This is a genomic window from Mesorhizobium sp. M1050, assembly GCF_040318715.1.
GTDB lineage: Bacteria > Pseudomonadota > Alphaproteobacteria > Rhizobiales > Rhizobiaceae > Mesorhizobium.
In genome coordinates, this window is sequence record NZ_JAMYMV010000015.1 from 18,811 (window position 1) to 31,814 (window position 13,004).

Genomic DNA, 13,004 nt, shown 5'->3' on the forward strand with positions numbered 1-13,004 from the left:
AACACGGCATGTCGTGGTTAATCAACTGGCGAGATGAAACACTATTTGGCCGGGCAGGCTTTCGTCTGGTCGAACAGCGACAGGTTGACCAGCTTGCCCGTCATCGAGAAGTCGCCATAGTCCATGGTGAGATCGCGGGTGATGCCGTTCTCATGTAGTTTGAAGCTGATGCGGTATTCCGGCACCTCTTCGCCTGTCTTGCCGGTGTCATCGAAATAGGCGATGTCGACCGGCCAGTACTTTTCGGTGGCGAGCTTCGCCAGTGCCGGAGCCTCCGGATCGGCCTTGTCGGCATCGGTTTTCTTGCCTACGACGACGGTGGTGGTCATCACCTTGTTGGCATCTTCGGATCCGTCGAACAGGTTGGTTTCGTAGAAGTTCTCGCCCTTTTCGGCCTTGCCGATCAGTTCGACCAGATGCTGGGTCGGGAACTGGGTGGTCGATAGCTCGACGCTGTTCTTTTCCGGCTTGTCGATATCCACCTTCAGGCCCGTGGTCTCTTTCGTGGCGATGCCCTTGACCTCCTTGTCGAGGTTCTGATCGACGAAGGACTTCGTCACGAACGAGAATGTCTTGCCTTCGGCGTCCTCGAAAGTGGTTGTCTGCTGGTCGGTCAGCCTGGTGTTGTCGGCGGTCACGATCTGGGTCACGAAACGGAATTTCACCGTATAGCCTTCACAGGCAGAGCCGTTGAACTCATAGACCATGCGACCGGATATGCCTGTGATGCCGGACTGATCGGACGCCTTTTTCAAGGTAAGGTCGTAGACGGCGCGGTGGGCTTGCAGCGCCGGCGCGGCAAAGGCCGGGCCGATCGAGAAGATCCCCGACAACAGGACGGCATGGAATGCAAGGCGCGCTGCGCGCATAAGGTACTCCGATCGTCGCGGCTGATGGCATGCCGCAGGGAAAGATGGTCCAGCTTAAAAAAAGTCATGGCGGAAGCGAGGCAAAAATAGCAATTTCGGCCCGGCCAGCGCGGCGTCACCAAGCAATAGGGAAATACCATGAGTGAAACAATCGAAAAGCGGCTAAGCGATCTGGGCGTGACGCTTCCTGTCGCCGCCGCGCCCGCCGCCAACTACGTGCCCTATTGCAGGACCGGCAATTTGCTGTTCACCGCCGGGCAGTTGCCGCTCAAGGATGGCAAGCTGCAGGCGAGCGGACTGCTTGGCCGCGATGTCGACACGGCAGGCGGCAAGGACGCGGCAAAGCACTGCGCGATCAACATCCTGGCGCAGGCCAAGGCAGCGCTCGGCGACCTCGAGAAAATCCGCCGGCTGGTGAAGATCACCGTTTTCGTGGCTTCGACACCTGAGTTTGTCGAACAGCATCTGGTTGCCAACGGCGCCTCCGATTTCCTGGTTGCGGCCCTCGGCGAACGCGGAAAGCATTCACGCTCGGCCGTCGGTACCGCCTGCCTGCCGCTTAATGCCGCAGTGGAAATTGAAGCCGTCTTCGAAGTCGAATGAGCCAGAGGACAGATATGACCGACCTATCCTGGCTGACCGCCCGGCCCGTCGCCCATCGCGGCTTTCACGACATGAACAAGAAGCGCTGGGAAAACACGCTTTCCGCCTTTGCGGCCGCGGCCGAGCGTGGCTATGCCATCGAATGCGACGTGCACCTGTCGTCTGACCGCGTTCCCGTCATCATCCATGATGGCGATCTCAAGCGCCTGACCGGCCAGGACGGCTTCGTCTGGCAGCGCAGCGCGGCGGAACTGGCGGCGCTCAAGATCGGTGGCACGGCGGACCATGTGCCGACGCTGCAGGAAGTGCTCGACCTGATCGATGGCCGCGTACCGCTGGTGGTCGAACTGAAGGGCGTGCCAGGCTATGACGAAGGCTTGGTGGCAAGCGTCGGCAAGATGCTCAAGCGCTACAAGGGCAAAGCCGCGATCATGTCGTTCGACCACTGGCTGATCCGCGATTTCCCGAAGGACGCGCCGGGTATCCCGGGGGGACTCACCGCCTACGGCAACGACGTCAGGTTGATCGAAGCGCATTTCGCCATGCTTGCGCACGAGATCGCCTTCACCTCCTATGCCGCTGGTGACCTGCCGAACCGGTTCGTCAGCTTCGTGCGTGAAAAGCTGAAAATGCCTGTCATCACCTGGACCGTACATGACCAGCCGGCTGTCGACCTGACCTTCAGATACGCCGACCAGATGACATTCGAAGGGTTCGAACCCGATCTGGTCAAAGTCGCCTGCGGGACTGAAACGTGACTTGTACCGAACCGGACGGAGCTTAAATAAGCCTCATGGATCAAGGCGACGAGGGCGATGGCCAAACAGCAAATGCGGACTATTCGATCCGCATCGCAGCGGGCATCGGCGCTTTCACCTGCGATGAATGGAACAGCCTCGGTGGGACCACGCGCGGCGACGCAGAAGACGGCTACAACCCACTCGTTTCATTCGCTTTCCTGAGCGCGCTTGAGGAGTCCGGCTGCGCCGTGCGGCGCACCGGTTGGCAGGGCCACCATCTCAGGCTGGAGGATGGGCAAGGCACGTTGCTCGGTGCGGTTCCCTGCTATCTCAAGTCGCACAGCCAGGGCGAATATGTCTTCGATCATGGCTGGTCGGATGCCTTCGAGCGGGCCGGCGGCCGTTACTATCCCAAACTGCAAAGTGCTGTGCCGTTCACGCCGGTCACTGGCCCTCGCCTGCTGGTCAGCAAGGGCGAGGACAGCGCCACGGTGAAGGCCGGTCTCGCGGCGGGTCTGAAAGCGGTCACGCAAAAACTCGGCGTCTCTTCCGCGCATGTCACCTTCGCGCAAGAGAGCGACGTGAAGGTGCTGGAAGCGGCAGGTTTCCTGCACCGCACCGACCAGCAATTCCATTTCTTCAATGAAGGCTTTTCAACCTACGACGATTTCCTCGCCACCCTTGCCTCGCGCAAGCGAAAGGCGATGAAGAAGGAAAGGCGCGAGGCGCTTGCAGATGGCATTTCGATCGACCGGCTGACCGGCAAGGATATCACCGAGAAGGCCTGGGACGATTTTTACGCCTTCTACATGGACACCGGCAGCCGCAAATGGGGCCGCCCCTATCTCAACCGGCAGTTCTTCTCGCTGATCGGCGAGCGCATGGCCGACGACATCCTGCTGGTAATGGCCAGGCGCGACGGGCGCTACATTGCCGGCGCCATCAATTTCATCGGCTCCGATGCACTCTATGGCCGCAACTGGGGCTGCATCGAGGATCATCCCTTCCTGCATTTCGAGGTCTGCTACCATCAGGCGATCGACTTCGCCATCGAGCGCAAGCTGAAAGTGGTCGAGGCAGGCGCGCAAGGCGAGCACAAGCTGGCGCGCGGCTACCGGCCGGTGACCATGCATTCCGCGCACTACATCGCCCATCCCGGCCTGCGCAACGCCGTTGCCGACTATCTCAGGCGCGAACGCCATGAGGTGGAGCGGATGAGCGAATATCTCGAAGAGCATACCCCGTTCCGCAAGGATTTGGAGGAGTAGCGACCCGGCTGCCCGGAGGGGCAGGATCGACGATCGTCTTGCCGATTTTCGACCGCTTCGCTACACCACAGTCACAATCGGGAGCATTTGCCATGGCTGAAACCGCCTATGACACCGACAACATCTTCGCGAAGATCCTGCGCGGCGAAATACCCTCGCACCGCGTCTACCAGGATGATGCGTTCATAGCTTTCATGGATGTGATGCCGCAGGGGCCTGGCCATACGCTTGTGGTGCCAAAGGTGCCGTCGCGCAACCTGCTCGACGCCGATCCGTCAATTTTCGGTCCGCTCTTCGCGGTCGTTCAGAAAGTGGCGCAGGCGGTGAAAAAGGCCTTCGGCGCCGACGGCGTCACCGTCATGCAGTTCAATGAGCCGGCCTCGGGCCAGACCGTTTATCATCTCCATGTGCATGTCATCCCGCGCTTCGACGGCATCCCGCTGAAGCCACACACGGGCGCGATGGAAAAGCCGGAGGTGTTGGCCGAAAACGCAGAAAAGATACGAGCAGCGCTGCAAGGCTGACGCCGCAATCGCCGACAAACTGGAACAGTTTTAGTCGGGCTGAGCCAATCGCTCGATCGCACTCGGCCGTGCGATGCCTTGCTCCAGCCGCCGGCAGCGCTATGGCCGCACGCCTCTTCATGATGATTCGACCGGGCAGCGAACACCGACAAGCAGCTCCGCTCCAATGAAAAAAGCCCCGTCTCCGGGGCTTTTTTCATTTTCATCAAGGTCAGTTCTTTCTGGGCAGTTGCGGCACGAGGCTGCGCTTGCCGCCGTCCTTGCCTTTGGCTTCGGGCTTCTGAGCCACCAGCTTCTTGGCCGCGGGCTTTTTCGCCACGGCCTTTCTGGGCTTCGGCGTTTCTTCCGGCTCTTCCTTCTTCGGCTTCACCGGCGCCTCGTCGGCGAGCGATTCGAGCTTCAGACCGGTTTCGCCGGTTTCCTTCTTCTCGACGGTGACGCGCACCGTGCCGCCCTTCTTGAGCTTGCCGAACAGCACCTCGTCGGCCAGCGGCTTCTTGATGTGCTCCTGGATCACCCGGCCGAGCGGCCGCGCTCCCATGCGCTCGTCATAACCCTTGTCGGCGAGCCAGGCGATCGCATCCGGCGACAGGTCGAAGGTGACGCCACGCTCGGAAAGCTGGGCCTCGAGCTGCATGACGAACTTCTGCACCACCTGATGGATAACCGGTACCGGCAGCGAGCCGAACGGGATGATCGCATCGAGACGATTGCGGAACTCCGGCGTGAACAGGCGGTTGATCGCCTCGACATCGTCGCCTTCGCGCTTGGTCGAGCCGAAGCCGATCGCCGCGCGCTGCGCATCCGACGCACCCGCATTGGTGGTCATGATCAGGATCACATTGCGGAAGTCGATCTGCTTGCCGTTGTGGTCCGTCAGCTTGCCGTGGTCCATTACCTGCAACAGGATGTTGAACAGGTCCGGATGCGCCTTCTCGACTTCGTCCAGCAACAGCACGCAGTGCGGATGCTGGTCGACGCCGTCGGTCAAAAGACCGCCCTGGTCGAAGCCGACATAGCCGGGAGGCGCGCCGATCAGCCGCGATACGGTGTGACGTTCCATGTACTCCGACATGTCGAAGCGGATCAGCTCGACGCCGAGAGAGGCGGCCAACTGCTTGGCCACTTCGGTCTTGCCGACGCCGGTCGGGCCGGAGAACAGGTAGGAACCGATTGGCTTTTCCGGTTCACGCAGGCCCGCACGCGCCAGCTTGATGGCCGAGGTCAACGCGGTGATCGCGGTGTCCTGGCCATAGACGACGCGCTTCAGCTCGATATCGAGGCCTTGCAGCACCTTCTCGTCGTCGGCAGAAACCGTCTTCGGCGGTATGCGCGCCATGGTGGCGATCGTGGCTTCGATCTCCTTGATACCGATGGTCTTCTTGCGCTTGGATTCCGGCACCAGCATTTGCGAGGCGCCGGTCTCGTCGATCACGTCGATCGCCTTGTCCGGCAGCTTGCGGTCGTTGATGTAGCGCGCCGACAGCTCCACCGAGGCCTTGATCGCCTCGTTGGTGAACTTCACCTTGTGGAATTCCTCGTAGTAGGGCTTCAGGCCCTTCATGATCGCGATGGCGTCCTCGATAGTCGGCTCGTTGACGTCGATCTTCTGGAAGCGTCGCACCAGGGCGCGGTCCTTCTCGAAGAACTGGCGGAATTCCTTGTAGGTGGTCGAACCGATGCAGCGGATCGCACCCGACGACAAGGCCGGCTTCAACAGGTTCGACGCGTCCATGGCGCCGCCTGATGTGGCCCCTGCCCCGATCACCGTGTGGATCTCGTCGATGAACAGCACAGCACCTGGGTAGTCCTCGAGCTCCTTGACGACCTGCTTCAGCCGTTCCTCGAAGTCACCGCGATAGCGCGTGCCTGCCAGCAACGTGCCCATGTCGAGCGCAAAGATGGTGGCGTTGTGCAGCACTTCGGGAACGTCACCCTCGACGATGCGCTTGGCCAGGCCCTCGGCTATCGCCGTCTTGCCGACGCCGGGATCGCCGACATAGAGCGGGTTGTTCTTGGAGCGGCGGCACAGCACCTGGATGGTGCGGTTGATCTCGGACTCGCGGCCGATCAGCGGGTCGATCTTGCCGGCCTTGGCCTTGTTGTTGAGGTTGATGCAATAAGCGGTCAGCGCGTCCTGTTGCTGCTTCTTCTTGCCGCCTTCCTCCTGCGGCTCGGTGCCGTTCTGGCCGCCCTGCTCGTCTTCGGCGCCGCGCGGCGAGCGTGTTTCCGACGCGCCCGGACGCTTGGCAATGCCGTGCGAGATGTAGTTGACCGCGTCGTAGCGGGTCATCTGCTGTTCTTGCAGGAAATAGGCGGCATGGCTCTCGCGTTCGGCGAAGATGGCGACGAGCACATTGGCGCCCGACACTTCCTCGCGGCCCGATGACTGCACATGGATCACCGCGCGCTGTATGACGCGCTGGAAACCGGCCGTCGGCTTGGAGTCCTCGTCGTAGCCGGTGACGAGATTGTCGAGTTCGGTGTCGATATAGGTGAGAACCGTATGCTTGAGCTCATCGAGATCGACATTGCAGGCGCGCATGACGGCAGCCGCTTCGGTGTCGTCGATGAGCGCGAGCAACAGATGTTCAAGGGTTGCGTATTCATGGTGCCGCTCATTGGCGAGCGTCAGCGCTTGGTGAAGCGCCTTTTCCAGGCCTTGGGAGAAAGCCGGCATGTTACCTCACTTCTTCTCCATCACGCATTGCAGCGGATGCTGATTCTGTCGGGCGAAATCCATGACCTGGGACACTTTGGTCTCGGCCACCTCGAATGTATAGACCCCGCACTCGCCCACTCCATGATTGTGAACATGAAGCATGATGCGTGTGGCGGCTTCGCGGTCCTTCTGGAAAAAACGCTCCAGCACGTGAACCACGAACTCCATGGGCGTGTAGTCGTCGTTGAGGATGAGGACCCGATAAAGGCTGGGCTTCTTGGTTTTGGTTTTCGTGCGCGTGATGACGGCCGTCCCGCGGCCGGCCTCATTGCCGTCGCCGCCGCCGTTTTGCATCCGCACCACGCATCTCGTGGCAGTCAAACCGATCGTCACGTATTCCTGCCTCTTTCGAATCCCCATGCGAACTCGACATGTAGGTGTTCGATGGACGATTTTAAGCCCTTCTGTTTAGCTGACAATATGGCTAGGTGACCAAACTTGGACGATTTTCGCAATCGTGAAGGGGCGCGAGGCCTTTGATCGGCAGTTGACATGAAAAACCCGGCCACGTTTCCGCTGCCGGGTTTTTTACGGGCCCCAAAGGGCCAACTCAGGGTCGTGTCTGGACGAAGTTAATTCGCCCGGGCGAAAATTACTTCGCCTTGGCAACGATCGATTCGAAGGGCTTGTAAGCTTCCTTGGCGAGTTCGGCATAAAGGTCGCCAATCTTGGTGGCCTCGGCGACGAACGCCTCGTAGGACTGCTTGGCATAATCCGACTGGATCTCGATCGCCTTTTCCAGCGACTTGGCCGAAAACAGCTTCTCTATAGTAGCGCTGCCTGACTCAAAACTCTTCTTGGTGTATTCGCCAGCCTCGGTGGCGATCGCCTGGGCGCCCTTGGAGAGCGACGCGAAGCTCTTCAATCCGGTGTCGGCAAACTCTTTGCCGTATTTGCTGAAATCCTCATAGGTCTGGGTCATTTCTAATTCCCTTGACGGTTGAGGCGTCCTTCTTCGGGGCGCCCTTGTGCAGTGCACCTTAATATATTGTGCGCCGCACAAAAGTCAATATTCCACCGGCGCGCGAACCCGCCTGCGCAGCCAATGGCTAAAAATCGAATAAAGAGAGCTTCAAGCTCGAAGAAAATGGTGAACGCGGCGGTTACCATAAACGGATTGGTAACGCTGCCCCGGTAGCTTGGCCGGAAGCGAGGCAAGACCCTTTGCCGCCTCCAGCGCAACGAAGAATCCAAGGGAAGTACCAGTGCGTAAGGCGTTGTTGGGCATCGTTTCCAAATCCACCTCCCCTCTCAAAACGATCATGATCATCGCGATGGCGATGGCATTCGTTTGCGGCGACGTTGCCTCGTCGCTGGCGGCGAGGTCGGCGGCCATCGTCATCGACGCCAAGACCGGCAAGGTGCTGTATTCGGCGGACGCCGACGGCAGGCGCTATCCGGCATCGCTGACCAAGATGATGACGCTCTATCTGACCTTCGAAGCACTGGCGAAGGGGAAGATCAGCAGGAACTCGCCAGTCGTGTTTTCGGCCCATGCATCCGCCGAGGCACCGACGAAACTCGGGGTTAAGCCGGGCGGTTCTGTCACGGTCGAGACCGCGATCCTGTCGATTGTCACCAAGTCAGCGAACGACTCGGCCACCGCGCTAGGTGAAATGCTCGGCGGCAATGAACCCACTTTTGCCCGCATGATGACCGCCAAGGCACGGGCGCTGGGCATGAACGGCACCGTCTTCCGCAACGCTAATGGCCTGCCCGACCCCGGCCAGTTCACCACCGCGCGCGACATGGCGACGCTCGGCATCGCGCTGAGGGAGCATTTCCCGCAGTACTACGGTTACTTCTCGCAGCGTTCCTTTCTCTACGGGCGCCAGCGCATCAACGGCCACAACCGCCTGCTCGGACGCATCAAGGGTGTCGACGGCATCAAGACGGGCTACACCCGCGCCTCCGGCTTCAATCTCGTCTCGTCGGTTTCCGACGGCAATCGCCGCCTCGTCGGCGTGGTCATGGGCGGCACCTCCGGCGGCAGCCGCGATAACCAGATGGCGATGTTGATCAACACCTACTTGCCGAGGGCCTCTACCCGAGGCGGCGGCGATCTGGTTGCCAAGGCCAGCGGCAACAACCCAGTCACTGCGCTTGCCAAGGTCCTCCTGCCCAAGCATGACGCGCCGACCCCGGACGACAAGCCGATGGTGGCACAAGATGATGCCACGGTTGCCGAGGACGCCACCGTCGCGGAAGACGACACCGCGCAGGCCGAAGAGGCAGCCCCGGCCATCAAGACCAGGAAGGTCAAGACCGTCATCGTCTCGGCCCCTCAAATTGCCACTGCCCAGGTCGTCGCTGCTTACGCCGAGCCGGCTGCCGAGCCGACGCCGGCTGCGCCTGTCGATCCGGTCAGCACGGCGTCGGTGCCGTCGGGCTGGGCCATTCAGGTCGCCTCGTCGCCGAAACAGTCTGAAGCCCAGGCTTTCCTCGACAAGGCCGCCAAGAAGGCACCCAACGTGTTGGCCGACGCGTCCGGCTTCACCGTCGCCTTCGACAAGGACGGGGTCACCTATTACCGCGCCCGCTTTGGTGGCTTTGGTTCGAAGACCGCCGCCTGGAAGACCTGTACCGCTCTGAAGAAGAAGAACATCGAGTGCTACGCCGTCCAGCAGTAGGACGGCGTGGAAGCCATCTCCCGGAAAATTTCTGCGTCGAAGGAGACTAGTTGTGGTTGGAGAGCAAGACGTCCTTGGCTTCGTTAATCCGCGCCGCCAGGAAAGACGTGCCGCCGATATCGGGGTGGAGGCGCTGCATCAGGCGGCGGTGCGCTTTGCGGACATCCGCCGCGGCGGCCCCCGCTTCAAGACCAAGGACCTTGTAGGCCTCCTCCTTAGTCATGGCGCCCGAACCTGGCGCAACACCCAACCCTTCGCCACCGTCCGCATCAGTGTTTTTGCGCCAGACGGGAAATCTGCCGTCAAGATACGTCTCTAGCAGCTGTCGGCTTTCCGGGTCGCCGGAGAGTTCCCGGTAGAGCTGCTGCAATTCGGCCAATCCCATCGCACCAAGCATCTTGCCTTCATGGCGGCCGGCCAGCACGAGGCCCTCCAGGCCGCCAGTAGCGTGATCAAGCTCCATTTCCAATGCGGCGGTACGCACCGTCGAACGCTTGCCCTGCACCGGTCTGGCCGTCTGGTGTTTCATCCGCACAGAACCGTACCAGGCAATTGCCGCGGCCAGTATGATGCCGGCGATGCCTTCGCGCCCGACCACAAGCAAAGTGACGCCGACCAGCGCCAGGAGAACCGGCCCGAGCGTGCGCATTCCGCTTGCCAGTTTTCCCGGATCGGCGCGCAGAAAGTTGGTCACCGCGCCGAGAAGCACCAGAAGCAATGCAACGAATAAGATAACCGCGCCCATCAGTTCCCGCTGCCCCGCAGATGCTCGATCATCAGCCGGTCCTCCGGCCGGCCTCTGGCCTCGAGCGCCGCCAGCCCGCCGGTTGCAAACACCGCAACCGCCGAAAGCAGTTCGGCTAGAGTCGCGGCAGCCCGCCTATCAAATCGGAACCAAGCCCCTTTGGACAACCGGGCGATTTCCTTAAACGCTTTTTCTGCGCCGGAATCATGACCTTCCTGGAAAACGAAGACAGGCACGCCGTGCAGGCCGAGGCTGCCAGCCTTTTCGGCCAGATCGTCGATGTTTTCTTCCATGGCATCGCCGATATAGACCAGCGCATTGACCTTGGCCGTAGCGGTCTGTTTCAGCGCGTGCGTCAGCACCTTGCCGATCTGGGTGTGGCCGCTGCGGCATTGGATACGCGTCATCAACTGCTTCAAGGCACTGGTATCGGTCACGAAAGCGGACGAACGGCACTCGCCCAGGCCGCGAAAATAGACCAGTTGGACACTGAGGATTCCGGCCTTGCCGACGGCATCGAACATCTGGCCCTGCAGCTCACACGCCAGATCCCAGGTCGGCTGGCGGCTCATCGTCGCGTCGAGCGAAAGGATCAGCCCGCCCGACCCCTTCGCCGAGGCAGCCAGCGTCCTTGCCTGCCGAAGAAAGGCTTCGATCTCGCCGGCATTGGATTGAGGTTTGACCGGCGCAGGATTGGCCCTTGCGGGCACGGGCTGCTTCTTGTCGTTCATGGAAACAAGATGTGGCGCTGTGCCACCGCTTGCAAGCCCTTCCCAAGGCAACATTGAGGGCCAGAGGCTTGAATTCTCTGGGGTCAGAGCAGACCAAGATCGGCAAGCTCGCGCCTGAGTTTCGGCGGCATCTCGATCAGCCCCGCCTTGCCCTGGCCGAGATCGGCCGGCGCGTCCGCCGGCTTCAGATAGCGCCAGCCCTGAAAGGCCCGCCGCGGCTGCCAGTCGGTTCGAATAACTTCGGGGTCGAGAATCAGGTGGCAACGGCCGATGCCCTCACCGTCCGTGAATGGCCGGATCTCGGTGATCAGCTGGCGGCATTGCACATTGCCCTTGATCACCCAGTAGAGCGAACCGCCATCGGTAACTTCGGCACCGCGCGTCGGCATCATACGGGTGGTGTGATATTGCTCGACCGGCTCACCGGCGCGCCGCCGTTCGTCGAGACGGAAGGCGATCCACTCTTCGAGATCCTCAACGCTGTCGCAGCCTACACACAGTTTTATCAGATTGAGAGACATGGCTTAAAGTTTAATCCGCCGCGGGGACGCGTCAACGGCATGACCGACTTCTCCACAGTAGCAGTTTAGGCCAGCCCTCAGCATTCCACGACGTTGACGGCGAGCCCGCCAAGGCTGGTTTCCTTGTACTTCTCGTTCATGTCGAGGCCGGTCTGGCGCATGGTCTCGATCGCCGCATCGAGCGGTACGAAATGGATGCCGTCGCCCTTGATGGCCAGCGACGCGGCCGTCACCGCCTTGACGGCGCCCAGCGCATTGCGCTCGATACACGGCACTTGCACCAGCCCGCCGACGGGATCGCAGGTCATGCCGAGATGATGTTCGAGCGCTATCTCGGCGGCGTTTTCGACCTGCTCAGGCGTGCCGCCCATCACGGCGCACAGGCCTGCCGCCGCCATCGCCGACGCTGACCCCACCTCGCCCTGACAGCCGACCTCGGCGCCCGAGATCGAGGCGTTGGTCTTGATGATGCCGCCAACCGCGGCTGCCGTGAGAAGGAAGTCGCGGATGCTAGGCTGGTCGGCCTCGGGATGGAAATGCAGCCAGTAGCGCAGCACCGCCGGCAGCGTGCCGGCAGCACCGTTGGTCGGCGCGGTGACGACGCGACCGCCGGCGGCATTCTCCTCATTGACAGCCATGGCGTAGATCGACAGCCAGTCATTGGCGAGCAGCGGGTTGGGCCTGTTCTGCTGCCACTGCTCCTGCAGCTTGTCATGCAGCATGCGCGCGCGGCGGCGCACCTTCAATCCGCCCGGCATGATGCCGTCCTGCGACAGGCCACGGTCGATGCAGCCCTTCATGGCGCTCCAGATGTCGTCAAGGCCGGCATCGAGCTCCTCGCGCGACATCTGCGTCTCCTCGTTGACGCGCTTCATGTCAGCGATGGAAAGGCCGCTTTTGCCGGCCATGGCCAGCATCTCGACCGCGTTCTTGAACGGATAAGGCACCTTCTTGCCTTCTGATGTCACCGAGCCCTTGGCCTTCATCCGCTGCAGTTCTTCTTCCGAAACCACGAAGCCGCCGCCGATCGAATAGTAGATGCGCTTGAGCAGCAGGCGGCCGCCTGAATCATAGGCGTAGAACGCCATGCCGTTGGCGTGTCCGGTGAGCGGAGTTTTGCGGTCCAGCACCAGATCGGTTGCCGGATCGAAGCGATAGGAGGGATGGCCGGGCGGCGAGATGCGCTTTTCGGCGGCGATGCGGCCGGCAATGCCATCGGCCTGGTCGGGATCGACCGTCTGTGGCGTCAGGCCGGCAAGGCCGAGCACGACGGCGCGATCCGAGCCATGGCCAATGCCGGTATAGGCGAGTGATCCGTGCAGGCTGGCGCCAAGCCGATCGACCTTCACGCCCGCCGGGCGCGGCCAGTCATTTCCCGCGACCTCATCGAGAAAGCGCGCCGCAGCGGTCATCGGCCCCATCGTATGAGAACTCGAGGGTCCGATGCCGATCTTGAACAGGTCGAAAACCGAAAGGAACACGCGGCGTTGTCTCCTGGAGTCAGGTCGAGGACTACATATAGGAATTCCCAGATGTTTCCGCTCTTTTGGAAATCGCGGCGCCGCACCCGCCGACCTTGTTTGCTCCGGCAGCGACATTGATGCCGATCGCTGGTCAAGGCCGCGTTAACGGGTTCCTTCGCAGCCATCGC

The 13,004-nt window shown here is 61.3% G+C and carries 13 protein-coding genes; 5 read left to right on the top strand and 8 right to left on the bottom strand.

What is annotated here, in order from left to right; genetic code table 11:
• Window positions 1-41: 41 nt before the first annotated feature.
• A complete protein-coding gene (locus NKH57_RS11470) occupies window positions 42-869 on the bottom strand; it encodes a cell envelope integrity EipB family protein (RefSeq protein WP_352944274.1) in 828 nt (275 codons plus the stop codon).
• A gap of 138 nt (window positions 870-1,007) precedes the next feature.
• On the opposite strand from NKH57_RS11470, the gene NKH57_RS11475 reads away from it, so the two are divergent.
• The 4 genes from NKH57_RS11475 to NKH57_RS11490 all read left to right on the top strand — a co-directional run bounded on the left by NKH57_RS11475 (window position 1,008) and on the right by NKH57_RS11490 (window position 4,004).
• Complete coding sequence (locus NKH57_RS11475) at window positions 1,008-1,472, top strand: RidA family protein (RefSeq protein WP_352606234.1); 465 nt, start codon at window positions 1,008-1,010, stop codon at window positions 1,470-1,472.
• Window positions 1,473-1,486: 14 nt separating this feature from the next.
• Window positions 1,487-2,230 (top strand): glycerophosphodiester phosphodiesterase, encoded by a 744-nt coding sequence (locus NKH57_RS11480; protein WP_352831888.1) that lies wholly within the window; start codon window positions 1,487-1,489, stop codon window positions 2,228-2,230.
• Between the two features lie 35 nt (window positions 2,231-2,265).
• Window positions 2,266-3,480, top strand: a complete 1,215-nt coding sequence (locus tag NKH57_RS11485) for a GNAT family N-acetyltransferase (protein ID WP_352944276.1) — start codon at window positions 2,266-2,268, stop codon at window positions 3,478-3,480.
• Window positions 3,481-3,572: 92 nt separating this feature from the next.
• Window positions 3,573-4,004 carry an HIT family protein gene (locus NKH57_RS11490; RefSeq protein WP_352944278.1) on the top strand — a complete coding sequence of 144 codons (432 nt, stop codon included), beginning with the start codon at window positions 3,573-3,575 and terminating at the stop codon, window positions 4,002-4,004.
• Between the two features lie 211 nt (window positions 4,005-4,215).
• Here NKH57_RS11490 and clpA read toward each other — a convergent pair whose 3' ends face one another.
• The 3 genes from clpA to NKH57_RS11505 form a co-directional block, all read right to left on the bottom strand.
• A complete protein-coding gene (gene clpA, locus NKH57_RS11495; RefSeq protein ID WP_352944280.1) occupies window positions 4,216-6,684 on the bottom strand; it encodes an ATP-dependent Clp protease ATP-binding subunit ClpA in 2,469 nt (822 codons plus the stop codon).
• A gap of 6 nt (window positions 6,685-6,690) precedes the next feature.
• Window positions 6,691-7,020: an ATP-dependent Clp protease adapter ClpS gene (gene clpS / locus NKH57_RS11500; RefSeq protein WP_010909565.1), complete on the bottom strand. Its 330-nt coding sequence runs from the start codon at window positions 7,018-7,020 to the stop codon at window positions 6,691-6,693.
• 298 nt (window positions 7,021-7,318) lie between these two features.
• Window positions 7,319-7,648, bottom strand: a complete 330-nt coding sequence (locus NKH57_RS11505) for a phasin family protein (protein ID WP_023759263.1) — start codon at window positions 7,646-7,648, stop codon at window positions 7,319-7,321.
• Window positions 7,649-7,931: 283 nt separating this feature from the next.
• Here NKH57_RS11505 and NKH57_RS11510 point away from each other — a divergent pair, with 283 nt between their 5' ends.
• Complete coding sequence (locus NKH57_RS11510; RefSeq protein WP_352944282.1) at window positions 7,932-9,356, top strand: SPOR domain-containing protein; 1,425 nt, start codon at window positions 7,932-7,934, stop codon at window positions 9,354-9,356.
• 46 nt (window positions 9,357-9,402) lie between these two features.
• Here NKH57_RS11510 and NKH57_RS11515 read toward each other — a convergent pair whose 3' ends face one another.
• From NKH57_RS11515 to NKH57_RS11530, 4 genes are all read right to left on the bottom strand, one after another.
• Complete coding sequence (locus NKH57_RS11515) at window positions 9,403-10,101, bottom strand: DnaJ domain-containing protein (protein ID WP_352944284.1); 699 nt, start codon at window positions 10,099-10,101, stop codon at window positions 9,403-9,405.
• On the bottom strand, window positions 10,101-10,832 hold the full coding sequence (locus NKH57_RS11520) for a vWA domain-containing protein (RefSeq protein WP_352606222.1): 732 nt from the start codon (window positions 10,830-10,832) through the stop codon (window positions 10,101-10,103). Before NKH57_RS11520 ends, NKH57_RS11515 begins: the two co-directional genes overlap by 1 nt.
• 83 nt (window positions 10,833-10,915) lie before the next feature.
• On the bottom strand, window positions 10,916-11,353 hold the full coding sequence (locus NKH57_RS11525) for a DUF1489 family protein (RefSeq protein ID WP_352606220.1): 438 nt from the start codon (window positions 11,351-11,353) through the stop codon (window positions 10,916-10,918).
• Between the two features lie 77 nt (window positions 11,354-11,430).
• Entirely contained in the window at window positions 11,431-12,834 is a 1,404-nt protein-coding gene (locus NKH57_RS11530) for an L-serine ammonia-lyase (RefSeq protein ID WP_352606218.1), read from the bottom strand.
• Between the last annotated feature and the right edge of the window lie 170 nt (window positions 12,835-13,004).

Excerpts from the sequence above, each read along its gene's own strand:
- NKH57_RS11470 (WP_352944274.1), bottom strand. The coding sequence starts at position 869 with ATGCGCGCAGCGCGCCTTGCATTCCATGCCGTCCTGTTGTCGGGGATC.
- NKH57_RS11475 (WP_352606234.1), top strand. The coding sequence starts at position 1,008 with ATGAGTGAAACAATCGAAAAGCGGCTAAGCGATCTGGGCGTGACGCTT.
- NKH57_RS11480 (WP_352831888.1), top strand. The coding sequence starts at position 1,487 with ATGACCGACCTATCCTGGCTGACCGCCCGGCCCGTCGCCCATCGCGGC.
- NKH57_RS11485 (WP_352944276.1), top strand. The coding sequence starts at position 2,266 with ATGGATCAAGGCGACGAGGGCGATGGCCAAACAGCAAATGCGGACTAT.
- NKH57_RS11490 (WP_352944278.1), top strand. The coding sequence starts at position 3,573 with ATGGCTGAAACCGCCTATGACACCGACAACATCTTCGCGAAGATCCTG.
- clpA (WP_352944280.1), bottom strand. The coding sequence starts at position 6,684 with ATGCCGGCTTTCTCCCAAGGCCTGGAAAAGGCGCTTCACCAAGCGCTG.
- clpS (WP_010909565.1), bottom strand. The coding sequence starts at position 7,020 with ATGCAAAACGGCGGCGGCGACGGCAATGAGGCCGGCCGCGGGACGGCC.
- NKH57_RS11505 (WP_023759263.1), bottom strand. The coding sequence starts at position 7,648 with ATGACCCAGACCTATGAGGATTTCAGCAAATACGGCAAAGAGTTTGCC.
- NKH57_RS11515 (WP_352944284.1), bottom strand. The coding sequence starts at position 10,101 with ATGGGCGCGGTTATCTTATTCGTTGCATTGCTTCTGGTGCTTCTCGGC.
- NKH57_RS11520 (WP_352606222.1), bottom strand. The coding sequence starts at position 10,832 with ATGAACGACAAGAAGCAGCCCGTGCCCGCAAGGGCCAATCCTGCGCCG.
- NKH57_RS11525 (WP_352606220.1), bottom strand. The coding sequence starts at position 11,353 with ATGTCTCTCAATCTGATAAAACTGTGTGTAGGCTGCGACAGCGTTGAG.